The organism is Amycolatopsis sp. NPDC043885 (assembly GCF_056435685.1).
Genome location: NZ_JBWKEA010000018.1, coordinates 79650 through 102231 on the forward strand (window position 1 = coordinate 79650; position 22582 = coordinate 102231).

A 22582-nucleotide genomic window follows, 5' to 3' on the forward strand; every position below is an offset into this window, starting at 1 on the left:
TCTTCCCTCGAAATGTGCGGTTCTCAGCGTTCTCTCACCGCGTTCGGACCACGAGGGGCGACAGTCCCGGCTCCCTGGGACCTCCAGCCTCATCGACGAGAGCGTCGGTGCCGTCTCGGGCCGTCGGCTTTCGTTTTTAGGTGCAGTACTTCGTCACCTGACGGCGTGGACTCAAGGCGTCCGGAGCCGATCCGAGAAGCCGGCGGTCATCAGTTCGACGACCGCTTCCTTGGTCAGCTCGCGGGTTCGGTGAACCCCCGCCATCCTGCCCAGGTACAGCACCGCGACACGGTCGGCCACTTCGAAGACGTCGTTCAAGTTGTGGGACACCACGACCACGCCCAAGCCCCGCTCGGCCGGCCGCCGGATCAGCCGCAGGACGACCTCGGTCTGCTGGACTCCCCATGCCGCGGTCGGCTCGTCCATGATCACCGGCTTCGAGTGCCACAGCACGGCCTTGGTGATCGCGACCGCCTGACGCTGACCGCCGGACAACGACCCGACCGGCTGACGGACGGAGGTCACGATCGGCTGAGCCGATCGGGGCGCGGGCCATCCATCCGGGCCAACACCGATCACCACACCGACGGGTGCCGCGGCCTTGCTCGATCCGTCAAGAGAGGTCCTTGGGCCGCTCCGCCCGGGACGTTCAGCCCTCCTCGCCCCACCTCGGCCTCGCTGATCATGGATCGGACCCGACGGTGGAGGTGCCATGGCGACCGGCGCACACGTGACGCAGCGTATCGAAGTGCACGGCACCGTCCAAGGCGTCGGCTTCCGCCCGCATGTCCATCGCGTCGCGACGACGCTGGGCATCGGCGGCGAAGTGCGGAATGTCGGCGGCCATGTGGTGATCACCGCGTCCGGGCGACCGGAGGTGCTCGCGGCGTTCCACCGTGACGTGCTCGAAGGTGCGCCGGCTCCTGCGAGGGTCGACCGCGTCACCGTCACCCCGCTGGCCGCCAGACCGTACGAGAACAGCTTCGCGGTCGGAGACAGTGCTGCCGGTGTGGGAACCCGCGCGATCTCTCCGGATCTGGCCACCTGTCCCGCCTGCCTGACGGAACTGTTCGATCCGGCCGATCGGCGCTACCGGTACCCGTTCGTCAACTGTTCGGCATGCGGCCCACGGGCGACGATCGTCGAGGAGCTTCCGTACGACCGGGTCCGGACGACGATGAGCCGGTTCCCGATGTGCGGCGCCTGCACCACGGAGTATCACGACCCCGGCGATCGCCGATTCCACGCCGAACCCATCGCCTGCCCGGACTGCGGGCCGGCCCTGTCCTGGGCGAACACCACCGGGCCCGCGGCGCTCGCAGCGGCGATCGAGACGATCGGGAACGGCGGCGTAGTGGCGATCAAGGGAATCGGCGGCTACCAGCTGGTGTGTGACGCGGGAAACGACCTCTCGGTCGACAGGCTGCGGACCGTCAAGGAACGGCCGGGAAAGCCGTTCGCGGTAATGGTGCGCGATCTTCGCGAAGCGGCCCTGCTGTCCTTTGTGGACAAGGAAGCGGCTCGCCTGCTCGAATCGCCGGCCCGCCCTATCGTGCTCCTCACGGCACGCCCCGACATCGCGGTGTCCGGTGTGGTGGCACCACGCCTTCCCGAGATCGGCCTGTTCCTTCCGAACAGCCCACTGCATCACCTTCTCCTGCGTGACCTCGGCCGCCCATTGGTGATGACCAGCGGGAACCGCGCCGGTGAACCGATCGTGATCTCCGATGAGCAGGTCCGGTCCGGACTCGGATCGTTGGTCGACGGCATCCTCACGCACGACCGGCCGATCCTCTCCCGCTATGACGACTCCGTGGTCCGCGCGGGACGCGTCGTGCGACGCGCCCGCGGATACGCGCCGGAACCCTTGCCCCTACCTGTCGCCTCGCCAGAGACAGTGCTGGCCTTGGGGGCGCAGCTGAAGAACACGGTCACGCTGGCGACCGGTGAGCACGCCGTGCAGGGCCCGCACATAGGTGACCTCTCCACCGTCCCCGCCTTCGAAGTCTTCGAAGACACGGCCCGCGGACTGTGCCGGTGGATGAACGTGATGCCGGAGTTCTGCGCCCACGACAAGCATCCTCGCTACCGGTCGACCGTTCACGCGGGGAACTGGCCCGCCGATCGGCGCATTCCGGTGCAGCACCATCACGCCCACGTCGCCGCGACGGCCGCCGAACACGGAGTTCGAGGGACGTTCATCGGGGTCGCGTACGACGGGCTGGGTTTCGGCGATGACGGGACCTTGTGGGGCGGCGAGATCCTGCTGGCGTCCTACACCGGCTACCGGCGGTTCGCCCGGTTCGGCCACGCCCCGCTGCCCGGTGGCGAGGTGGCCGTGCGACGTCCGGACCGGATGGCGTTGGGCTATCTGGTCGGGGCCGAGGATTTCGGAGACGGCTCCCTCCCGCCCCCACCGGAGAACCGGGAAACCGAACTGGTCCGGCGGATGATCGAGCGTGGCGTGAACTGCCCGGTCACCTCCAGCGCGGGAAGGCTGTTCGACGCTGCGGCGGCACTGCTCGGGCTCTGTGGGGTGAACACCTATGAAGGAGAAGCGGCCGTTCTGCTCGAAGCCGCCGCCGCGGGCGAGCCGGTGCGGAGGCCACTCGCATGGAAGCTGCACCGCCGCGACGGCCTGTGGGTCTACGACCCCGTACCGACACTGCGTGAACTCATCGGCTCGGCTCGGCCGGCGAACGAGCTCTCGGCTCGGTTCCACGCGACGATCACCGAGGTCACCGTCGCACTGGTGACCAAGGCCGCCGCCGTCAGCGGCACGGACACGGTGTGTCTCGGTGGTGGCGTGTTCCAGAACCGCAGGCTCACCGGCGCTGTCACGAACTCCTTGGCCGACTTGGGTTTCCGGGTGTTCACCGGAGACAGGGTCCCGGTCAACGACGGCGGGATCAGCTACGGGCAAGCGGCCATCGCGGCGGCGCTGCTGGCAGGGAGGTAAATCGATGTGTCTCGGTACACCCGGGCGGATCGTGAGCGTGGAGGAGGACTTCCCTCGCGGCGGAATCGTCGACTTCGACGGCCTGCGGAGACCGGTTTGCCTCGCCTGCACACCGGAAGCCGCGGTCGGTGATCACGTGATCGTCCACGTCGGTTTCGCGATCAGTGTCGTGGACGAAGAGGAAGCGGCACGGACGCTGGAAGTGCTGCGCGCGATGCCGGACGCGATCGAGACGGAGCTGGGATCGTGAAGTATCTCGACGAGTACCGGGATCCCGCGCTGGCGCGCAGGCTGCTCGGTGAATTGCGCGCCACCGCCACCAGGCCTTGGACGGTGATGGAGGTCTGCGGCGGCCAGACGCATACGATCGTACGGCAAGGGATCGACGAACTGCTCCCCGCGGGCATGCGAATGATCCATGGTCCCGGCTGCCCGGTCTGCGTGACACCGCTCGAGATCATCGACAAGGCGCTCGCCATCGCCGCCCGGCCGGAAGTGATCTTCACCAGCTACGGCGACATGCTCCGCGTGCCCGGTACCTCCGGAGACCTCGTCGGGCTCAAGGCACGCGGTGCGGACGTCCGGGTCGTCTACTCGCCTTTGGACGCCGTGCGGATCGCGCGGGAGAATCCGGAGCGCGAGGTGGTGTTCCTCGCCGTGGGATTCGAAACGACCGCTCCCGCCAACGCGATGGCGGTGCTGGACGCGGCCAAGACCGGTGTCACCAACTTCAGTGTCCTGGTGAGCCACGTCCTCGTGCCGCCCGCGATCACGACGCTGCTGGAGGCGCCGGACAACCAAGTCCGGGCCTTCCTCGCCGCCGGGCACGTCTGCGCCGTGATGGGCTGGACCGAGTACGAGCCGATCGCCGACCACTACGGTGTCCCGATCGTGGTGACCGGCTTCGAACCGCTCGATCTCCTGGAAGGCATCCTGATGGCGGTGCGGCAGCTCGAAACCGGCCGCGCGGTGGTGGAAAACCAGTACGTACGTGCCGTGCGCCGGACCGGCAACACCGCCGCTCGTGACGCCGTCGCCCAGGTGTTCCGGGTGACCGACCGGAAATGGCGCGGCATCGGCGAGATCCCCGCCGGCGGGCTCGCGCTCGACCCCGCGTTCGCCGACTTCGACGCGGACCGGCGGTTCGCCACCGGGGACATCGTCACCCGTGAATCCCCCGCCTGTATCGCGGGTGAGATCCTGCGCGGCACCCGTCTGCCGACCGACTGCCAGGCCTACGGAACGGCATGTACGCCCCGGACCCCGCTCGGCGCGCCGATGGTGTCGAGCGAAGGAACCTGCGCGGCGTTCCACAACGCCGGACGCGGATTGGAGCTCCGATGACCAGCCCCGCCGGCCTTGCCGGTCCCGTCTGCCCGATGCCGTCCGCCGAAACCGAGCGGGTACTGCTCGGCCACGGCTCGGGCGGGCAGCTCATGACCGAACTGCTCACCGACGTGATCACCGCCGAACTCGGCACGGGCGAGCCGCTCGAGGACGCCGCCGTCGTCGGTGTCGGTGGCGTCGACACCGTGTTCACGACCGACGGATTCGTCGTGACGCCGCGCTTCTTCCCCGGTGGGGACATCGGTTCGCTCGCCGTGCACGGCACGATCAACGATCTCGCGATGCGCGGCGCCATACCGGTCGCGCTGAGCCTCGCCTACATCATCGAAGAAGGTCTTCCCATCGCCGAGCTGAGGCGGATCACCCGTTCGGCGGCGGCCGCCGCGGCCGCCGCCGGAGTCGAGATCGCCACCGGGGACACCAAGGTGGTCGGCCGTGGTGCGGCCGACGGGCTCTACGTCACGACCACCGGAATCGGCCTCCGGCCCGAAGGCGCACGGCCGTCCGCGGCCGGGGGCAGGCCGGGTGACGTGGTGGTCCTCTCCGGCCCGATCGGCCTGCACGGCACCGCGATCCTGAGTGCCCGCGAAGGGCTGGGTTTCGAAGCGGAGATCGCGTCGGACAGCCGTCCACTGCACCGGCTGGTCGCCGCGATGCTGGCGGCGGGCGGCACCGGGGTGCACACCCTCCGGGACCCCACCCGGGGTGGGCTCGCGAGCGCGCTGAACGAACTCGCTTCCGCCTCCGGCGCCGGCATCGAGATCACCGAGGCCGACGTACCGGTACCGCGGCCGGTCGCCGCGGCGTGCGAACTGCTCGGACTCGACCCGATGCACGTCGCGAACGAGGGCTGTCTGGTCGGGCTGGTCGCACCGGAATCCGCGCGGGACGTCCTCCGGGCCATGCGTGCGTTGCCGGAGGGGGTGGACGCGACCGTCATCGGCGAAGTGACGGACGGCCCGGCTGGCCGGGTCAGCGCGCGCACCCTGATCGGCGCGACCCGGATCGTCGATGTCCTGATCGGTGAACAACTTCCGAGGATCTGCTGAGAGGTGAACCCGATGGACGCCGTCCTGGATCTCGCCGGGCTCGACGCGCTGATCGGCGCGCTGATCGCGAGCGGCCGGAAGGTGATCGGCCCGGTGCTCCGCGACGAGGCGATCACACTGGCGGAACTGGACTCCGCGGCCGATCTCCCCTCCGGGTGGGGTGTGGAGACCGGTCCCGGTCATTACCGGGTGCACCGGCGTGCCGACTCGGCGGTGTTCGGCCATTCCGCCGGGCCGCAGTCGTGGAAGCGGTTCCTGCATCCGCCCCACCGTGCCCTGCTCACCAGTGGGCCCGCCGGGTTCCGACCGGTCCGTGAAGAGCCCGTCGAGTACGCCTTTTTCGGCGTCCGGCCCTGCGACCTGGCCGCGATCGGCAAGCTACGCCAGATCGTCGGCGGGCCGATGCCGTTCGTGGTCGCCGCGCAGTGCACCGAACCGGGTGCTGTCTGCTTCTGCGCTTCGATGGGCTGCGGGCCATCGGCCGACGCGGGGTACGACCTCGCGCTCACGGAACGGATCGATCGCGAAGGCCACCGGTTCCTCGCCGTCGCCGGAACCGCGGCGGGTGCCGATGTCCTCACCCGTCTGCCACGACGTCCGGCGCACGAACATGATGTCGCGCTGGCGGACACGGACGTCGCGGAGGCGGCCCGGCGGATGGGCAGGACCATGCCGGAAACCGATCTCCGTGACCTCCTCGCCGGCAGCCGCGAACACCCCCGGTGGGAGGAGGTCGCCGGACGCTGCCTCACCTGCGGCAACTGCACCATGGTGTGCCCGACATGCTTTTGTGTGTCCATAGAGGACACAACTGAACTCGACGGCGGTGCGACACGTGCGCAACGCTGGGCGTCCTGTTTCGAGATCGACTTCTCACAGTTGCACGGAGGGGCGGTGCGAACCTCGGGAGCCGCTCGATACCGGCACTGGATGAGCCACAAACTCGGTACCTGGCATGACCAGTTCGGTACCTCCGGCTGCGTCGGCTGCGGTCGCTGCATCGCCTGGTGCCCGGCGGGAATCGACATCACCGAGGAAGCGGCAGCACTCGCGGAAGGTGCGTCACGATGACCGCCCCGCACTCCGGGACACCTTTGCTCGCCCGCCTGTCCGAAGCACAACGCCGGGCGGTCACCGCCCTCGGCCGGATCGAGGACTACACCCCCGGAACGCGGCTGTCCGACGAGAGCGGCGACGCCGACCGGTGCTGGCTGATCATCTCGGGCCAGGTCGCCGTGGACACCCACGTCCCCCACCGCGGCCCCGTGGCACTGCAAAGCGTGGGTGCGGGAGAACTGCTCGGCTGGTCGTGGCTGATCCCGCCGTATCGCTGGCATTTCGGCGCGGTGACCGTCGCCCCGACCCGCGCGTTGGTACTGGACGCCGGGCAACTGCGCGCACTCATGGAGACCGATCCGGCGCTGGGCTACCGGCTCACCCGGATTCTCCTCGAGACCTTGGTGAACAGGTTGCAGGCCAGCCGGCTCCGCCTCCTCGATCTGTACCGGAACCCGGCGTGAACTCCGACCCGTGGCTCCCCCTGCCCTATCGGGTGGCCGGCCGGACCGCCGAGACCAGCGACTCGGCGACACTGACACTCACCCCGGCCGGCGACCGGCTGCCGGAGTTCCGTCCCGGTCAGTTCGCCATGCTCTACGCCCATGGCATCGGGGAGATACCGATCTCCGTCAGCGCGATTCCCGGCGACGGGACGCTGGTGCACACCATCCGCGCCGTCGGCCCGGTGAGCCGGGCACTGCACGATGCCGAGCCCGGCACGGTCCTGGGTGTGCGCGGCCCGTTCGGCACGGCATGGCGGCTCGACGACGACGAGGACCTTCTCCTCGTAGCAGGCGGGATCGGGCTCGCACCGCTGCGACCCGTGCTCCGGCAGGCCTTGACATGTCGATCTTCCCGCCGCGTCATCCTCATCGCCGGCGCACGGACACCCGCTGACCTTCTGTACCGGGAAGAGCTCCGTCGTCTGTCCGATACGGATGGTCCCGAAGTCGTACTCACCGTCGACCGCGGCGAGGACGGCTGGACCGGGCACGTCGGCTTCGTCACCGAACCGCTCGCCACGCATCCGATCGATCCCGCGCACACCACCGCGCTCCTGTGCGGGCCGGAACCGATGATGCGCTTCTGCGCCAGAGCTCTGCTCGGCCGTGGCGTGCCCGCCGAGCGGATCGAAGTTTCCCTGGAACGGAACATGCAATGCGGCAACGGCCTGTGCGGGCACTGCCAGCTCGGCCCGCTTCTCGTCTGCCGGGACGGGCCCGTCGTCGGCTACCCGGTGGCGGAACCCCTCTTCCCGGTGAAGGAGTTGTGATGCTCTCCATCGCGGTCTGGAAGTTCACCTCGTGTGACGGCTGCCAGCTGACACTGCTCGACTGCGAGGACGAACTGCTGCCCTTGACCGAAAAGGTGAAGTTCGCGCATTTCGCCGAAATGACCAGTGTCTCCGAACCGGGTCCCTACGACATCTCCCTCGTCGAAGGGTCGGTGACCACCGCCGCCGAAGCCGAGAGGATTCAGCGCATCCGCGAACAGTCCGCGGTGCTGGTCGTGATCGGTGCGTGCGCCACCGCCGGCGGGATCCAGGCCTTGCGCAACTTCGCCGACGTCGACGAGTTCCGCTCCGTGGTATACGCGCGTCCGGACTACATCGAGACCCTGGCGACATCGACGGCGATCGCGGAACACGTCAAGGTGGATTACGAACTCCGCGGTTGCCCGATCGACAAAGGTCAACTGCTGGAGCTTCTCACCGCGTTGGCTGCCGGGCGCGCGCCGGATCTGCCGGACACCAGTGTGTGCACCGAATGCAAACGCCGAGGCCTGACCTGCGTGATGGTCGCGCACGGGACTCCCTGTCTCGGACCGGTGACGCACGCGGGTTGCGGCGCCCTGTGCCCGGCGGTGAACCGCGGCTGCTACGGCTGTTTCGGCCCGATGAAACAGCCGAACGTGCCCGCGCTGGTCCCGTTGCTGCGCCGGAGTGGAATGGGCGACGACGAGCTTCACCTGGTGTTCAGTACCTTCAACACGGCGGCGGAGTGGTCATGACCCATCGCGCGAATCGCATCCTGCAGGTAGCGGGACTCGCACGGGTGGAGGGCGAAGGCTCCCTTCACGTGCGGACGAAAGGCGACCAGGTCGAGAGCGTCGAACTCGCCATTTACGAACCGCCGAGATTCTTCGAGGCCTTCCTCCGGGGCCGGGACTTCCGCGAGCCACCGGACATCACCGCCCGGGTGTGCGGAATCTGCCCGGTGGCCTATCAGTTGAGTGCTTGCCGGGCCATCGAAGACGCCTGCGGCGCCGACGTCGGCCACCGACTGCGCGCGCTGCGGCGGTTGCTGTACTGCGGTGAGTGGATCTCCAGCCACACTCTGCACATCTATCTGCTGCACGCGCCGGACTTCCTCGGCTTCCCGGATGGCATCGCGATGGCCGCCGCCCACCGGGAGACAGTGGAACGGGGTCTCGCGCTCAAAAAGGCGGGAAACCTGATCATGGAGACGATCGGGGGACGCGCGATCCATCCGGTCAACGTCCGGGTCGGCGGCTTCTACCGGGTCCCTGAGTTCCCCGAGTTGCGTGCACTGACGGATACGCTGCGACACGCCTTGGACGACGCCCTGGAGACGGTGCGCTGGGTATCCGGATTCGACTTTCCCGACCTCGACGTACCCCATGACCTGCTCGCCTTGCGGGACACCGATGGCTATCCACTCGATCGGGGCGAACCGGTGGTCAGCACGGGCCTCCGATTCACCTCCAGCGAGTTCGGAGAGCATGTGGCGGAACACCAGGTCCCGCATTCGACGGCACTGCACGCCCGGCTGGACGGGCGGATGTTCCTGACCGGGCCGCTCGCGCGGTACACGCTCAACTCCGACCGGCTGTCCCCGCTCGCCGTGAGCGTCGCGGCCGACGCGGGCTTGGAAACCTCATGCCGCAACCCGTTCCGCAGCATCGTGGTCCGCGCCGTCGAGGTCGTCTACGCCGTCGAGGAGGCCTTGCGGATCATCGAAACCTACGAGCGGCCGGATCGGCCGTTCGTCGAAGTGTCCCCTCGTGCGGCGGTCGGCCACGGGATCACCGAAGCTCCACGCGGCCTGCTGTACCACAGCTACGAAATCGACGCGGGCGGGCGGATCCTGAGCGCGGACATCGTGCCACCGACCGCCCAGAACCAGCCCGCCATCGAGCACGACGTGGCGAGGCTGGCCGGTCGCCACGCCGGACTCGACGACCATGCACTGGTCTCGCTTTGTGAACGCGCGATCCGCAACTACGACCCCTGCATCTCCTGCTCGGCGCATTTCCTCGATCTCACCAGGGAACACCGGTGAACTCGGTCGTCATCGGAGTCGGCAACGAATTCCGGCGTGACGACGGCGTAGGTCCGGCTGTGGCTCGCGAAGTCGCCCGGCGCGGTGTTCCCGCGGAGATCAGTGACGGGGACACCGTGCGGCTCATGGAAACCTGGGAGGACGCGAGCCTCGTCATCCTCGTCGACGCGGTCCGATGCTCGCCCGGTGTGGACGGCCGCTGGCACCGGACCACCCTGCCCCTCCACGGCCCCGTCGCGAGTTCACACGGCTTCGGAATCCCCGAGGCCGTCGAACTCGCGGAGGCACTGGGCCGCCTCCCCTGGCATTTGGTGATCTTCGCGGTGGAGGTGACCGACGTGGGTTTCGGCCTCGGCCTGAGCCCGGCCGTCGCGGCGGCCGTCCCGGACGTCGTGAACGCGGTCCTCGCGGAGATCCGGCAGACGTCGTGAGTGGCGATTCGGGTTCGGGGCAAGAGGGTTCCAGGTATCTGCCGCGGGGACCTTCATGTACCTCACTGAACCTCCCGGCCACAGGAAGAACGCGGCAGGTGCCCAAGAGAGGACTCGCCAGAATCCCGATCGCCTGTACCAGCACCGACCGTCTTGGTCGCGGTATCCGGTGGTGAAGGCCTCCTTGCCTACGGGGTCGTGAGTGATGAAGAGGGTTCTGTTGAGGGGTAAGTCAAGGTGGCGTGACCGAGCCTCTGCGGCGAAGGAACCCTTCGCTGGGTCAAGGCAGAGAGGCGGCCTTCGCGGCGTGGTTCCGAATGGGCCGACAGGAGTCAGCCGCGCTCTTCAGCGTCCACAAGGGATGCTTTCCAGCGACGAAATGCCTGCTTCAAGGCCATATGCCCCGGTTCGGCGAGGGGGTCGTGAGTTGCAAGTAGGGTTCTATTGAGGGGAAAGGCAAAGGTGGCGTGATCGAGTCCCCGTCATGCGGGCCGTCTTCGCCTACTTCGCCGACTTCGTGATGAGATCGCCGCCCTGGACAACAGGGTTCCGGACTGACTTGCCGGCCGACTCCGGCGTGACGTGTCCACCCGGGACGCTTCACGCCGATTGCGCGCCCGATTGATGTCATGATGTCCGCTTCCCGCCGGGGTCGTGAGCGGCAAAGACGGTTATTGAGGGGTAAGGCAACTGTGGCGTGTTGCGAAGCTACTTTCGCGCTGTCAGCTGAAGTGATCGACCCAGGTGGCGGTGAAGGCCTCCTTGCCTACCCTGAGGGTAGGGAAGGAGGCCTTCGCTACGTCGTCGACATGGCCCGGGGCGTGTGTCGAAGGCGGCCATGAGCGGACCGCCCACCGCACCCGACACAGTTGTCTCACCCCCCCCCATAACCCTCTTTGCCACTCACGACCCCTCGTCAAACCGCACGAATCGCTTAACTCGGGCACTGGCACCTCGGAAAATGTCTCTTCTGGGACAGGCAGGTAGGTGTCTCTTCGGCGAGTCCCGCTCCTACCGCCAACTCCGGCACGCCACGTTTGCCTTACCTCTCTATAGAACCCGAATCGCCACTCACGACCCCCTCGCTAAACCGCACAAACCGCACAACTCGGACACTGACACCCACAGAAACTGTCCCTTATGGACAGTCGGGAAGGTGTCTCTTCGGCGAGTCCGCTCCTGCCGCCAACTCCGGCACGCCACCTTTGACTTACCCCGCTATAGGGAGACCGGCCACCACCAAAGCTCGCCTGACCGGCCCGCCGCGGATAGGGGACCTCGCCGTCTTTCGCCACCAGACGGGCATCACGATGGCGCTGTTCCCGAGTGATCTCCGAGCGCCACTCAGGCCGATGCCGGCACAGGACGGATAGAGATTTCGTGCTCACCGCCTCGCCTTCCGGCTGACGCGCACGGCGAACGTCAGCGCGAACCTGATCCGCGACCGTTGGGCCTTCTCGATCATCTTCCGCGGCCGGTCATCCGCCTCGCCGTGCCGGGCAGGTGACCGCGGCCGGGAATCAGAGGACCCGATGAGACGGAGGCAGCAGGGGTGCGTACGGCGATCTCGCCGCACAATTCGGCGCCCTCGGCCAGCCTGAGCCTGTCGCCACTCCAGAACCGCCCGGCGTCGTACCAACTCGGCCGGTGCCCGTGAGGCAGCAGGCCCATCGCGTCATAAGTGATCGCGACTATCTCAGCGCAGTAAGCGGTCTCCAGCGCGGCGTCTCCGGTGTCGCGCTTCTTGAACGGAAGCCGGCCGCCCAGCCAGCGGGCGGCGAGGCGGGCCGTCGACGGGAACGGCGTACCGTCCAGCTTGGCGATGGTGCGCAGAGCGGCATCTTCCTCCTTGTCGCCGACAGGAGGATCGAGCTGGCGCAGCCAGACCTGCTGGTGGTACTGCTCGGTCCACACGAGCACGGCTTGGCGGAGGTCGTGCAGTTGGGCGCCGCGCTGGCGAGCCCCCGTCCAGACATCCGGTAACGAACGCCCCAGCTCCGCGTGCCACAACAGCGGCGGAAGGTCTTCGATCACCACCGCCATGCCGACGTGGTTGACCGGGCTGTTCGTCACCATCCGGATGGTGCGATCGGCCGCGGCCCGGCCTCGGAAGAGCCACAGATCGCCCGTGCGTGCGACGGCGACGGCCTCGTCGAGATCGAGCTCTTTTCCCGGCACAGCGGTAGTCTAGGTAGATGCGCTGGTGGAAGGTAGTGGGTCTGGCCGGACTGGCCGGCGTCGCCGCCACCGGAGCGGTGATCGTGCGCGAGGAGCGGCGGCGGCGCGCCTACACCCCGGACGAGGTCCGCGAACGGCTGCACGCGCGTCTCTCGGAGACACCGGACGCCCCTGAAGGCTCGGGCGTCCCAACGGCCCTCGACTCGGGGTCATAGGTCACTGGCTCACCGTGGTCCGGCTACTTCATCGTGGGGGTATGACTGAGATCTGGCATCACGACTTCCGAGACGGCCTCACCATCGAGGTCCGCGTCCATCAGGACGGCAGGCTTCTGCACCGCGAGCTCTGCGAGTCGGACGAGGAGGCGGCGGCCGTGGTCGAGCGGTGGCAGGAGCTCGACGGCGTGACCTGTGAGGTCGACGATCTGACCACCCGCCACCGTGCCGGCGACATCCTCGAACCCGAGCCGAGCGACCTTCTCGACGAAGATTCCGCGCCGGACGTCATCGGATATCGAGAGTAAGGCAAACGTGGCTGGATCGGTGCGGGTGGTCGTGAGTGGCGATTCGGGCTCGAACCCGAATCGGCATTGAATGGACGACACGCGAAGCCGCCACCCGCGCGCCACGGTGGGTACCCAAGACACCCTTGGCGCTAACCCGAACCGCCACTCACGACCATCGCCTGCGAAGACGACACGTTCGAACTCTCCTCAACAAGGGCCGAGTCAGGTTCCTGACCAAAGCAAGTCTTCGAGAGGAAGGACGCTCCGATGTCCGGAATGAACCGCCGCCCGTCCTGGAAATGGACTACGACAGGCTTGTGCCTGCTGATCGTCTTGGGCATGGCGACGGCCGAGGCGAGTGCCGTCACCCTGGGCCACGCGCCCCGCGCGGTCGATCTGGGCACCCTGCCAGGACACGTCTACAGCGAAACGGTGGCTTTGAACGACCGTGGAGAGGTCGCGGGGACTTCCCACAGCGCGGTGTTGGCGACGTCGCGGGCCGTGCGCTGGGATTCCCGCGGCCGGATCAGTGACCTCGGCGTCCTGCCCGGTACCACCCGCAGCGTGGCGAACGCGATCAACGAACGCGGCACGGTCGTCGGTTTCTCCTATACCGCGGACCTCGACGACAGCCACGCCGTGCGCTGGGAACCCGGCGGACGGATGGCCGATCTCGGAACGCTCCCGGGCGGGATCAGCAGCTGGGCGGGCGGGATCAACGACCAGGGCGCCGTCATCGGGGGTGTCCGGCTCGCCGACCGGCGCTACCGCGCGGTGATGTGGGACCGGAGCGGTCGGATCACGGATCTCGGCCCGCTCCCAGGCGACTCTCAGGCCAACTCGGCGGCCGTCAACGACAAAGGTGTCGTGGTCGGCGCCTCCTATACGGACCCGGCGAACACCCGTCCGGTGCGCTGGAGCCGAAACGGCACCATCGCGCTGGCGCTTTCACCCGGAGACACGACCGGAACTCCTTTGTGTGTCAACGAAAACGGGGTCAGTGCCGGGAATGCCTACCACTCGGATTCCGGTCCATACGCTCGCCGGTGGGACAGTCGTGGCCACGTCACCGAGCTGCTTCCTCCGCCGGGTGGCGTGCGCAGCCGGGTGAGCGGCATCAATGACGCGGGCACCGTCGTCGGAAGCGCCGACCGCGCCGATCAACAGACCCGTGCCATCCGATGGGACCGGGCCGGGACCGTCAGGGAACTGACCGCTTTCGGCGGATCGAGCAGCGCCGTGGCGATCAACCGATGGGGCACCGTGGCAGGAAGCGCGCACCTTGCCGACGGCCGCGGCCATGCCGTCAGATGGGACGCCGCCGGCCGGATCACCGACCTCGGCACCCTGCCGGGTAGCAGTCTGCCGAGCGAGGCCATCGCGATCAACGATCGAGGCACCGTGATCGGCAACGGCTACACCGCGAACGGTGAATGGCACGCCGCGATCTGGCGCGCACCCGGGACCATTGAGGGATAAGGCAAAGCTCACCTGCCGTGGGCGGCGCCGAGGCCGAAAAGGCCGGCTGAGAGGGACCTACGACCCTCGTCGCGGGCTCGCTTCTCGGCGACGCTCAACGAAAGTCGAAGCTTGCCCGAGGTGGCTTGGAGCGCTTGCGGGACGACGCGATGAACCCCTCCGGAGGCCGTCATGAAATGGGCACCCATCACGAAAACGACCGCTGCGGCGAACCTCGACGGATACGAGCGCACCTGCGCGGAATTCTCGTGGCAGGACGCCGGAACCCTCCTTTCCGGACTTCCGGACGGGCTGGGGCTGAACATCGCGTACGAAGCGGTCGACCGGCACGCCACCGGGCCGATGGCCGGAAAGACGGCCCTGCGCTGGCTGGATCGAGACGACAGAGTCCACGACCTCACCTACGCCGAACTCGCCGAACGCACGAACCGGTTCGCCAATCTCCTGGCCGGACTCGGTGTGCGCCGGGGCGAACGGGTCTTCACGCTCCTCGGCCGTGTCCCGGACCTCTACGTCGCGACCTTGGGAGCGCTCAAAGCGGGTTGCGTCCTGTCGCCGCTGTTCTCCGCTTTCGGTCCAGAACCCGTCCGGCAGCGGCTGCGACTGGGCGAGGGTGCCGTGCTGGTGACCTCGCCGGCGCTGTACCGCCGGAAGATCCGGCGGTTGCGCGCCGAACTCCCGTCCCTGCGCCACGTGCTGCTCACCGGAAGGGACGCCGAACCGGACACCACCGCACTCGAACCGGCCATGGCGGCGCAGAGTGCCACCTACGAGATCGGCGCCACGGCGCCGGAAGATCCGGCCCTGCTGCATTTCACGAGCGGTACCACCGGTACCCCGAAGGGTGCCTTGCACGTGCACGCGGCCGTCCTCGCTCACCACGTCACCGCGCGATACGCGCTCGATCTTCGCGACGACGACATCTTCTGGTGCACCGCCGACCCGGGATGGGTCACCGGCATGTCCTACGGCGTCATCGCTCCGTTGACCCTCGGTGCCACGATCATCAGCGACGAAGGCGAATTCGACGCACGCCGCTGGTATCACGTTCTCGCCTCGCAGCACGTCACCAACTGGTACACCGCTCCGACCGCGCTGCGGATGCTGATGCGCGAAGGCGGCGCGCTCGCCGACGGCTTCGATCTTTCCGCGTTGCGGTTCATCGCGAGCGTCGGGGAGCCACTCAATCCGGAAGTCGTGGTGTGGGGCCAGGAAGCGCTGAACCTGCCGGTACATGACAACTGGTGGCAGACCGAGACCGGCGCGATCATGATCGCCAATTTCGCGAGCGAGGAGATCCGGCCGGGGTCGATGGGCAGGCCGTTGCCGGGGATCGACGCGGGCCTGCTCGAACGTGGGGACGACGGGCGGGCGGAAGTGACCGGCGGGCACGTCCGCGAGATCACAGAGCCGGGAGTCGACGGGGAGCTCGCTCTCCGCCCTGGGTGGCCGTCGATGTTCCGCTCGTACTGGGGCGATCCCGCCCGTTACGGCAAGGCGTTCGCGGACGGCTGGTATCTCACCGGTGATGTCGCCCGCCGGGACGCGGACGGCTACTACTGGTTCGTGGGCCGGGCCGACGACGTCATCAAATCGGCCGGGCACCTCGTCGGCCCCTTCGAGGTGGAGAGCGCGCTGCTGGCCCACCCCGCGGTGGCCGAAGCCGGGGTGATCGGAACACCCGATCCGGTGGCGGGCGAGCTGGTCAAGGCCTACGTCTCCCTCAAACCGGGCCATGAACCCACCGAGGACCTCCGCCTCGAACTGCTCGCGTTCGGCCACAAGGCACTCGGTGCCGTGGCGCCCAAGGCGATCGTCTTCGACCAGCGACTTCCGCATACCCGGAGCGGCAAGGTCATGCGCCGCCTGATCAAGGCACGCGAACTCGGTCTCCCGGAGGGTGACGTGTCCACTTTGGAAGGTGTGTGATGAACGGGCCGCGGGCGGTACGGACGCCACGGGCGAAACAACGGCACGAGCTGCTCCGTCAGATGATCCGGATCCGGATGTTCGAAGAACGGTGCGTCGAGCTGTACAGCGCGGCCGCGATCCGCGGATTCATGCATCTCTGTATCGGCGAGGAGGCTGTCGCCGCCGGCATCATGCACGCCGCCGGCCCCGATGACCCGGTCGTGTCCACCTACCGGGAACACGGTCACGCACTGGCGAGAGGTATCCCGATGGAGGCGGTGCTGGCCGAGATGTACGGGCGCACCAACGGATGCAGCCGTGGGCGGGGTGGATCGATGCACCTGTTCGACGCCGGGCACCGGTTCTACGGCGGCAACGCGATCGTCGCCGGCGGGTTGCCGGTGGCCGTGGGACTCGCGCTCGCCGACCGGATGCGCGGCAGGCCGCAGGTCACCGTGTGCCTGTTCGGCGACGGCGCCGTGGCGGAAGGCGAGTTCCACGAATGTCTCAACCTGGCCGCACTCTGGCGGCTTCCGGTGCTGTTCTGCTGTGAGAACAACCTGTACGCGATGGGCACGGCGATCGAACGCGCGCAGGCGGAGACCGATCTCGCCACCAGGGCGGCGTCCTACGGCCTGTCCTCCTGGGCGGTCGACGGGATGGACGCGGTCGCGGTCACCGAGGCGGCCGAGCGCGCGCTGCAAAGCATCCGAGCCGGTTCCGGGCCCTGCTTCCTCGAACTGCGCACCTATCGCTTCCGGGCCCATTCGATGTACGACCCGGAACGGTATCGGGACAAATCCGAGGTCCAGGAATGGAAACGACGCGACCCGATCGAGCGGATGAACACGCTCATGCGGGACGAAGGCGAACTTGGCGACCGGGAGATCGCGACGATCGAGTCCGAAGTGGACAAGGAGATCCGGGACGCGATCGCGGCCGCCGAAGCCGGCCCGCTCGAGCCCGTGGAAGACCTGACTCGATTCGTTTACTCGGAGCGATCATGACGAAGACGACGTACCGCGAGGCTCTGCGTCAGGGACTCCGCGAGGCACTCGAAGAAGACGATCGGGTCTTCATGATGGGCGAGGACGTCGGCCGGTACGGCGGTTGCTTCGGGGTGAGCCTCGGGCTGCTGGAGGAATTCGGCCCCGACCGGATCCGTGACACGCCGTTGTCCGAGTCGGCCTTCGTCGGCGCCGGGATCGGGGCGGCGCTCGGCGGCCTGCGGCCGATCGTCGAGATCATGACGGTCAACTTCAGCCTGCTCGCCCTGGACCAGATCATGAACAACGCCGCCACCCTGCTGCACATGTCCGGTGGCGCGCTCAACGTGCCGCTCGTGATCCGGATGACGACCGGCGCCGGGCGGCAGCTCGCGGCCCAGCATTCGCACAGCCTCGAAGGCTGGTACGCGCACATCCCCGGCCTCAAGGTGATCACACCCTCGACACTGGAGGACGCGCGGGGAATGCTGCTCACCGCACTGCGCGACCCAGATCCGGTCCTGCTGTTCGAACACGGCTCTCTGTACAACGTCTCGGAGGAACTGGCCGACGACGCGGGCGCGGTGGACATCGAGCGCGCGGCGATCCGGCGCAGCGGCAAAGACCTGACGATCACCGCGTACGGAGGCACCTTGCGCACCGCGCTGGCCGCCGCGGACGATCTCGCCGCGCAGGGAATCGACGCCGAAGTCATCGACCTTCGCGTCCTCCGCCCGCTCGACGAAGCAGCCATCCTCGCCTCGGTCACTCGGACCCATCGGCTGGTGATCGTCGACGAAGGCTGGCGCAGCGGCAGTCTCTCCGCGGAGATCGCCGCCCGGGTCGCCGAGAAGGCGCTCTACGAGCTGGACGCGCCGATCGAGCGGGTCTGCACGGCCGAAGTACCGATCCCCTATGCCGAACAGCTAGAGGAGGCGGCCCTCCCCCGGCCCGTGGACATCGTGGCGGCGGCGAAGCGAGCGGTGGGCTGAGATGGCCGACTTCCTGATGCCTTCTCTCGGTGCGGACATGGATTCCGGAACCATCCTCGAATGGCTGGTGGCCCCGGGAGCAAAGGTGCACCGTGGCGACATCGTCGCGGTGGTCGACACCGCCAAGGCCGCGATCGAGGTGGAGTGCTTCACCTCCGGCACGGTGGAAGAGATCCTGGTTCCACCCGGTACCTCGGTGGCGGTCGGCACCCCTCTGGCCCGGATCGGCTCCGCCGAAGCCGGGATCGAACCGGAACCGCCGACCGCCCCGGTGCCCGAACGGCCTGTTCCCGCGATACCGGAGCAGCCGCGAAGGTCCACGATCGAGCTGGCGAGCCCACCGGCGCGATCCTTCGCCGCACAGGTCGGTGTCGATCTGGAGACGGTGCGGGGAACCGGCCGTGACGGCCGCATCACGCACGCCGACGTCGAACGTGCCCGCCCGGACCGCCGCGCGATCGAGATCGGCGGCAGGCGGCTCAAGATATCGCCTTACGCCCGGCGGCTCGCCAGGGAACGTGGTGTCGACCTGAGTTCACTCGAACCCGGCTCCGCCGACGGCGTCCTGCGTGCGCGCGACCTTCCCGTCAGCACACCGGCGTCCACGACGCCGTCGGCCGAACCACCGCGGCACACCGCCGATCCGGTGGCACTACGGCAGACGATCGCCGCCCTGATGGCCCGCTCCAAACGCGAGATCCCGCACTACTACCTCTCCGCGACGATCGATCTGAAGGCCGCGACCGACTGGCTGCGTGAATACAACTTCGCAGTACCGGTCACCGAACGGATCGTTCCGGCGGCCCTGCTGCTCAAGGCCACCGCGCTCGCCGCCGTCAAGGTTCCCGAACTCAACGGTCACTGGAAGGACGGCGCTTTCCTTCCGTCGGCCGAAGTGCACCTTGGTGTCGCCGTGGCGCTTCGGGGTGGCGGGCTCATCGCCCCCGCGCTCGCCGACGCCGACCGGCTTTCCCTGCCGGAGACGATGCGACGGCTCCGCGATCTCGTGTCCAGGACCCGGTCCGGCTCCCTGCGCGGCCGGGAGTTGACGACCGCCACCCTCACGGTGACCGATCTCGGCGACAACGGGGTCGAAGCGGTACACGGCGTCATCCACCCTCCGCAGGTGGCGCTCGTCGGCTTCGGCGCGATCACCCCGCGGCCCTGCGCGGTGGGCGACCTCATCGGCATCCGGCCGCTCGTCACCGCGACACTCGCCGGTGACCACCGCGCGACCGACGGCGCCACCGGCGCCCGCTTCCTCAAGACCGTCACAGCCTTGCTGCAGAAACCGGAGGAGCTATGACCCAGCCACTCACCCAAGACCGGGCACACGCGGCGATCCGTTCCGCGCTCCGAGGATTCGCCACCGAGGCCGATCTCGAATCCCTCGACCCCGGCGAAAGCCTTCGTGAAGCACTCGAACTCGACTCGCTCGACTTCCTGACCTTCGTGGAGCGGCTTTCCGGCACTCTCGGCAGGCGGATCGAGGAGAGTGACTACGGCAAGCTGGCCACGATGGACTCCACGACCGAGTTCCTCCTCGCGCGGGCACGCTGAGAGCACCGCGGTCAGGCGACCGGTGACGTGAACCGCGAGTCTTCCGTCAGGACGCCGCGAGGGCGTCCAGAGCCGCCCGGATGCGCTTGCCCGCTTCCTCGGCGACCGGGCGGAGTTCTTCGCGTTCCGGCACTTCGATCATGACGCGCGGGTCGAGTGCCTGGACCAGGCTGCGTTCGTCACCGTCGGCGCGGACCACGACGTTGCAGGGCAGCAACAGCCCGATCATGCGGTCGACCTCCAGCGCACGATGTGCCAGCGGCGGGTTGCAGGCGCCGAGGATCACGTACGGTTCCATGTCGGCGTCAAGCTTGTCGCGCATCGTGGCTTGGACGTCGATCTCGGTCAGTACGCCGAATCCCTGATCTTTCAGCGCCGCTCGCACTTCGGCGACGGCTTTCTCGTAGGGCAGGTCCAGGGTGAGGCTCAGGTCGTATTTCACGGTGATCATTTCCTTTCTCGATGGATGGGCGGTTCAGCCGCCGCGCAGGGCGGCTGGGGCGAACACGGCCGCGGCCGCGACTCCGGCGGCGACCACGAGGATCACGTAGGCGAACGTCCGCCGGACGGTCCGCTCCGGGAGCCGGTCGCCGACCTTCCCGGCCACCAATGACGCCAAGAGGGCCACCGCGGCGAATACCGCGGCGATGTCGTAGGGCAGATCCGGCATCGTGGCGGCGTGGGCGGCCAGCCCGCCCAGTGAGGTGAGCACGATGACGACCAGTGAGGTCGCGACCGCTTCCGGCGCGGTGAGGCCGAGCAGCATGGTCAGGGCGGGGACGATGACGAATCCGCCGCCGACCCCGAACAATCCGGTCAGCACCCCGACGACCGCGCCGACGGCGAGGGCCTTGGGCACGCAACTTCGCCAGTTCACCCCGCCCGCACTGGTCCGGCAGGCGCCGTCGCGCTCTGACGCGGCGGTGAGCATCCGTACCGCTACCACCGCCATGAGCACGGCGAACGCGACCAGCAGCCAGCGGTCGGGCAGCAGTTTCCCCAGCGCGGTGCCGGCGAACGCGGCCGGGACACTGGCAGTGGCGAAGACCAGCGCCACCGGCCAGCGGATCACCTTCGACCGCCACCGCCCCACCAAGCCCCCGGCCGCGGACACCGTGACGACCAGCAACGACGTCGGGATCGCCGCGGACAGCGGGAGGCCGACCCCATAGACCAGTGCGGGGATGGCGAGGATGGAGCCGCCCGCGCCGAGCAGGCCCAGGGCGGCGCCGATGATCAGGCCGAACGCCGCCGCCAGGATCATCATGGTGGCCGCCTCAGCCGGTGGCCATGGCAAGCCCTGCCAGGGCCGCCCGGTCGAACTCGTCATCCACCGCGACGACCCGGCGCCCGGCCGCGGCGAGGACGGAGGCCGCGATCGACGCGCGGTAGCCGGCCTGACAATGCACCCACACCTCTCCGGAAGGCACCTCACCGAGACGACCCAGCAGGTCGTGCAGCGGGATGTGCACGGCACCGTCGATGTGGTTCCGCGCCCATTCCAGGTTGCGCCGGACATCGAGAACGGTCACCGGCCGATGGTGACGGACCATGGCCAGCTCACCGAAATCCGCTCGGTGGAACGACCCGAGCGGCGCGGCGCCCGACCACGCTTCGGGCGTGCCGGTGGCCGCGGCTTCGACACGATCGATTCCGATCCGGACCAGTTCGCGCTGCGCGCCGGCGACCTGCTCCGCGGTGTCGCCGAGCAGGGACAGCGGCGTACCCCAGGGGATCAGCCACCCCAGATAGGTGGCGAAATTGCCGTCGGCACCGAAGTTCAGCGTGCCTGCCACGTGCCCTGCCGCGAACGCGGTCCGCGACCGCAGGTCCACTACCCACTCCCCTGCCTCGATGCGCGAACGCAACTCGGCCGGATCGGCGGTCTTCGGTGCGGCGAGGTCGGGGAGGCCCGGGCCGGCGCTGTTCGCCGGTCCCATATGAGCGTAGTAAGCCGGGTAGGCGTCCAGCCCGGCGAGCAGGCTGTCCACGTAGTCGCGCTCCTGCTGCGTCAGGACCGGGTTGATCCGCTTCTCCCGACCGATCGTCGACCGATCCGCGTCGGACTGCGTGGCCGAGCAGAAACTGCCGAAACCGTGCGTCGGGTAGATCTCGGCGTCATCCGGCAGGATCTCGGCCAGCCGATGAGCCGACGCGTACTGCCGCTTCACCAGCTCATCGGTGTGGGCGGGGCCGAGCAGGTCGGGACGGCCCGTGGAGCCGTACAGCAGCGAACCGCCGGTGAACACCGCCGGGACCCGTCCAGGCGCCTCCAGCACGTAGGACAGGTGCGTGAAGGTGTGCCCTGGTGTCGCCAGCGCCCGTACGCGCATGTGTGGCCCGACTTCCACCACGTCCCCGTCCTCGATCGACGCGCGTTCGAAGGACACCTTGTCCGCGGCGTTCACGTGGTAGGCCGCGCCGGTCACACGGGCCAAAGCGAGCCCGCCGGTCACGTAGTCGTTGTGGATATGGGTCTCGAACACGTCCGTGATCCGCAACCCACGCACTTGCGCCAGGTCCGTCACCCGGTCGATGTCGCGCTGCGGGTCGACCACGAACGCCGTCTCGCCGTCCTCGACGAGGTAACTGCGGTCTCCGAGGCTCGGAGTGTCGATGGCGATGATCTCGATCATAAAGCCTCCTTATACCCCCGGGGGTATCTAACCTCCAGTGTAGCGCATCGGCCGGCACTTCGCCGGACACCTTAAAAGGCACTGCGACAGAAGGTGATTCGCCCCATCGAGACAGCGTCGCAGCACCGAGGACACATCTCCAGAGACCATGGTCCCCACTCCACCGCCGACGGCTCATCCGGACCGCG

At 68.3% G+C, this 22582-nt stretch carries 22 protein-coding genes and 1 pseudogene; 18 read left to right on the plus strand and 5 right to left on the minus strand.

Features of this window, described 5'->3' with window-relative positions:
• Nucleotides 1-171: 171 nt before the first annotated feature.
• Nucleotides 172-525 (minus strand): annotated as a pseudogene (locus AC069I_RS35555) (ATP-binding cassette domain-containing protein); the annotation flags it as partial.
• A gap of 187 nt (nucleotides 526-712) precedes the next feature.
• Between AC069I_RS35555 and hypF the strand changes: the two are divergent.
• From hypF to AC069I_RS35605, 10 genes are read left to right on the plus strand one after another with little or no spacing between them, the layout of a single operon-like run.
• The gene (gene hypF, locus AC069I_RS35560) at nucleotides 713-2959 is read left to right on the plus strand and encodes a carbamoyltransferase HypF (RefSeq protein WP_478267346.1); all 2247 of its coding nucleotides are present in this window, start codon (nucleotides 713-715) and stop codon (nucleotides 2957-2959) included.
• Between the two features lie 4 nt (nucleotides 2960-2963).
• On the plus strand, nucleotides 2964-3209 hold the full coding sequence (locus AC069I_RS35565) for a HypC/HybG/HupF family hydrogenase formation chaperone (protein WP_478267347.1): 246 nt from the start codon (nucleotides 2964-2966) through the stop codon (nucleotides 3207-3209).
• Nucleotides 3206-4303: a hydrogenase formation protein HypD gene (gene hypD, locus AC069I_RS35570; RefSeq protein WP_478233334.1), complete on the plus strand. Its 1098-nt coding sequence runs from the start codon at nucleotides 3206-3208 to the stop codon at nucleotides 4301-4303. The genes AC069I_RS35565 and hypD overlap by 4 nt, the downstream gene beginning before the upstream one ends.
• On the plus strand, nucleotides 4300-5355 hold the full coding sequence (gene hypE, locus AC069I_RS35575; protein WP_478224506.1) for a hydrogenase expression/formation protein HypE: 1056 nt from the start codon (nucleotides 4300-4302) through the stop codon (nucleotides 5353-5355). Before hypD ends, hypE begins: the two co-directional genes overlap by 4 nt.
• 12 nt (nucleotides 5356-5367) lie before the next feature.
• Nucleotides 5368-6426 carry a 4Fe-4S dicluster domain-containing protein gene (locus AC069I_RS35580; protein WP_478267348.1) on the plus strand — a complete coding sequence of 353 codons (1059 nt, stop codon included), beginning with the start codon at nucleotides 5368-5370 and terminating at the stop codon, nucleotides 6424-6426.
• The gene (locus AC069I_RS35585; protein WP_478267349.1) at nucleotides 6423-6875 is read left to right on the plus strand and encodes a cyclic nucleotide-binding domain-containing protein; all 453 of its coding nucleotides are present in this window, start codon (nucleotides 6423-6425) and stop codon (nucleotides 6873-6875) included. Before AC069I_RS35580 ends, AC069I_RS35585 begins: the two co-directional genes overlap by 4 nt.
• Nucleotides 6872-7687, plus strand: coding sequence for an FAD/NAD(P)-binding protein (locus AC069I_RS35590; protein WP_478267350.1), 816 nt, complete (start codon nucleotides 6872-6874; stop codon nucleotides 7685-7687). The genes AC069I_RS35585 and AC069I_RS35590 overlap by 4 nt, the downstream gene beginning before the upstream one ends.
• Nucleotides 7687-8424, plus strand: a complete 738-nt coding sequence (locus AC069I_RS35595) for an NADH-quinone oxidoreductase subunit B family protein (RefSeq protein ID WP_478224510.1) — start codon at nucleotides 7687-7689, stop codon at nucleotides 8422-8424. Before AC069I_RS35590 ends, AC069I_RS35595 begins: the two co-directional genes overlap by 1 nt.
• Nucleotides 8421-9716 carry a Ni/Fe hydrogenase subunit alpha gene (locus AC069I_RS35600; RefSeq protein ID WP_478267351.1) on the plus strand — a complete coding sequence of 432 codons (1296 nt, stop codon included), beginning with the start codon at nucleotides 8421-8423 and terminating at the stop codon, nucleotides 9714-9716. Before AC069I_RS35595 ends, AC069I_RS35600 begins: the two co-directional genes overlap by 4 nt.
• A complete protein-coding gene (locus tag AC069I_RS35605) occupies nucleotides 9713-10147 on the plus strand; it encodes a hydrogenase maturation protease (protein ID WP_478267352.1) in 435 nt (144 codons plus the stop codon). The genes AC069I_RS35600 and AC069I_RS35605 overlap by 4 nt, the downstream gene beginning before the upstream one ends.
• A 1461-nt stretch (nucleotides 10148-11608) precedes the next feature.
• Here the strand turns inward: AC069I_RS35605 and AC069I_RS35610 are convergent.
• Nucleotides 11609-12325: a hypothetical protein gene (locus AC069I_RS35610; protein ID WP_478267353.1), complete on the minus strand. Its 717-nt coding sequence runs from the start codon at nucleotides 12323-12325 to the stop codon at nucleotides 11609-11611.
• A gap of 17 nt (nucleotides 12326-12342) precedes the next feature.
• Between AC069I_RS35610 and AC069I_RS35615 the strand changes: the two genes are divergently transcribed.
• From AC069I_RS35615 to AC069I_RS35650, 8 genes are all read left to right on the plus strand, one after another.
• Entirely contained in the window at nucleotides 12343-12540 is a 198-nt protein-coding gene (locus AC069I_RS35615; RefSeq protein ID WP_340681402.1) for a hypothetical protein, read from the plus strand.
• A gap of 41 nt (nucleotides 12541-12581) precedes the next feature.
• The gene (locus tag AC069I_RS35620) at nucleotides 12582-12848 is read left to right on the plus strand and encodes a hypothetical protein (protein ID WP_478224514.1); all 267 of its coding nucleotides are present in this window, start codon (nucleotides 12582-12584) and stop codon (nucleotides 12846-12848) included.
• 249 nt (nucleotides 12849-13097) lie between these two features.
• Nucleotides 13098-14309 carry a hypothetical protein gene (locus AC069I_RS35625; protein WP_478267354.1) on the plus strand — a complete coding sequence of 404 codons (1212 nt, stop codon included), beginning with the start codon at nucleotides 13098-13100 and terminating at the stop codon, nucleotides 14307-14309.
• Nucleotides 14310-14480: 171 nt separating this feature from the next.
• Complete coding sequence (gene acsA, locus AC069I_RS35630) at nucleotides 14481-16238, plus strand: acetate--CoA ligase (protein WP_478267355.1); 1758 nt, start codon at nucleotides 14481-14483, stop codon at nucleotides 16236-16238.
• Entirely contained in the window at nucleotides 16238-17227 is a 990-nt protein-coding gene (gene pdhA, locus AC069I_RS35635; protein WP_478267356.1) for a pyruvate dehydrogenase (acetyl-transferring) E1 component subunit alpha, read from the plus strand. The genes acsA and pdhA overlap by 1 nt, the downstream gene beginning before the upstream one ends.
• Entirely contained in the window at nucleotides 17224-18198 is a 975-nt protein-coding gene (locus AC069I_RS35640) for an alpha-ketoacid dehydrogenase subunit beta (protein WP_478267357.1), read from the plus strand. Before pdhA ends, AC069I_RS35640 begins: the two co-directional genes overlap by 4 nt.
• A gap of 16 nt (nucleotides 18199-18214) precedes the next feature.
• Nucleotides 18215-19504, plus strand: a complete 1290-nt coding sequence (locus AC069I_RS35645) for a 2-oxo acid dehydrogenase subunit E2 (protein ID WP_478267393.1) — start codon at nucleotides 18215-18217, stop codon at nucleotides 19502-19504.
• Entirely contained in the window at nucleotides 19501-19758 is a 258-nt protein-coding gene (locus AC069I_RS35650) for an acyl carrier protein (RefSeq protein WP_478224519.1), read from the plus strand. The genes AC069I_RS35645 and AC069I_RS35650 overlap by 4 nt, the downstream gene beginning before the upstream one ends.
• Before the next feature lie 46 nt (nucleotides 19759-19804).
• On the opposite strand, the gene AC069I_RS35655 is transcribed toward AC069I_RS35650, so the two are convergent.
• From AC069I_RS35655 to AC069I_RS35665, 3 genes are read right to left on the minus strand one after another with little or no spacing between them, the layout of a single operon-like run.
• Entirely contained in the window at nucleotides 19805-20209 is a 405-nt protein-coding gene (locus AC069I_RS35655) for a DUF302 domain-containing protein (protein ID WP_478224520.1), read from the minus strand.
• Between the two features lie 24 nt (nucleotides 20210-20233).
• Nucleotides 20234-21025 (minus strand): sulfite exporter TauE/SafE family protein, encoded by a 792-nt coding sequence (locus AC069I_RS35660; protein ID WP_478267358.1) that lies wholly within the window; start codon nucleotides 21023-21025, stop codon nucleotides 20234-20236.
• 10 nt (nucleotides 21026-21035) lie between these two features.
• Nucleotides 21036-22394 (minus strand): MBL fold metallo-hydrolase, encoded by a 1359-nt coding sequence (locus tag AC069I_RS35665; RefSeq protein WP_478224522.1) that lies wholly within the window; start codon nucleotides 22392-22394, stop codon nucleotides 21036-21038.
• Nucleotides 22395-22582 lie beyond the last annotated feature (188 nt).

Bases quoted from the DNA above. Each gene is read 5' to 3' on its own strand.
- AC069I_RS35640 (WP_478267357.1), top strand. From the start codon at position 17,224: ATGACGAAGACGACGTACCGCGAGGCTCTGCGTCAGGGACTCCGCGAG.
- hypE (WP_478224506.1), top strand. From the start codon at position 4,300: ATGACCAGCCCCGCCGGCCTTGCCGGTCCCGTCTGCCCGATGCCGTCC.
- AC069I_RS35620 (WP_478224514.1), top strand. From the start codon at position 12,582: ATGACTGAGATCTGGCATCACGACTTCCGAGACGGCCTCACCATCGAG.
- pdhA (WP_478267356.1), top strand. From the start codon at position 16,238: ATGAACGGGCCGCGGGCGGTACGGACGCCACGGGCGAAACAACGGCAC.
- AC069I_RS35625 (WP_478267354.1), top strand. From the start codon at position 13,098: ATGTCCGGAATGAACCGCCGCCCGTCCTGGAAATGGACTACGACAGGC.
- AC069I_RS35665 (WP_478224522.1), bottom strand. From the start codon at position 22,394: ATGATCGAGATCATCGCCATCGACACTCCGAGCCTCGGAGACCGCAGT.
- AC069I_RS35595 (WP_478224510.1), top strand. From the start codon at position 7,687: ATGCTCTCCATCGCGGTCTGGAAGTTCACCTCGTGTGACGGCTGCCAG.
- acsA (WP_478267355.1), top strand. From the start codon at position 14,481: ATGAAATGGGCACCCATCACGAAAACGACCGCTGCGGCGAACCTCGAC.
- AC069I_RS35600 (WP_478267351.1), top strand. From the start codon at position 8,421: ATGACCCATCGCGCGAATCGCATCCTGCAGGTAGCGGGACTCGCACGG.
- AC069I_RS35585 (WP_478267349.1), top strand. From the start codon at position 6,423: ATGACCGCCCCGCACTCCGGGACACCTTTGCTCGCCCGCCTGTCCGAA.
- AC069I_RS35565 (WP_478267347.1), top strand. From the start codon at position 2,964: ATGTGTCTCGGTACACCCGGGCGGATCGTGAGCGTGGAGGAGGACTTC.
- AC069I_RS35580 (WP_478267348.1), top strand. From the start codon at position 5,368: ATGGACGCCGTCCTGGATCTCGCCGGGCTCGACGCGCTGATCGGCGCG.
- hypF (WP_478267346.1), top strand. From the start codon at position 713: ATGGCGACCGGCGCACACGTGACGCAGCGTATCGAAGTGCACGGCACC.
- AC069I_RS35650 (WP_478224519.1), top strand. From the start codon at position 19,501: ATGACCCAGCCACTCACCCAAGACCGGGCACACGCGGCGATCCGTTCC.
- AC069I_RS35655 (WP_478224520.1), bottom strand. From the start codon at position 20,209: ATGATCACCGTGAAATACGACCTGAGCCTCACCCTGGACCTGCCCTAC.
- AC069I_RS35645 (WP_478267393.1), top strand. From the start codon at position 18,215: ATGCCTTCTCTCGGTGCGGACATGGATTCCGGAACCATCCTCGAATGG.
- AC069I_RS35615 (WP_340681402.1), top strand. From the start codon at position 12,343: ATGCGCTGGTGGAAGGTAGTGGGTCTGGCCGGACTGGCCGGCGTCGCC.
- AC069I_RS35660 (WP_478267358.1), bottom strand. From the start codon at position 21,025: ATGATGATCCTGGCGGCGGCGTTCGGCCTGATCATCGGCGCCGCCCTG.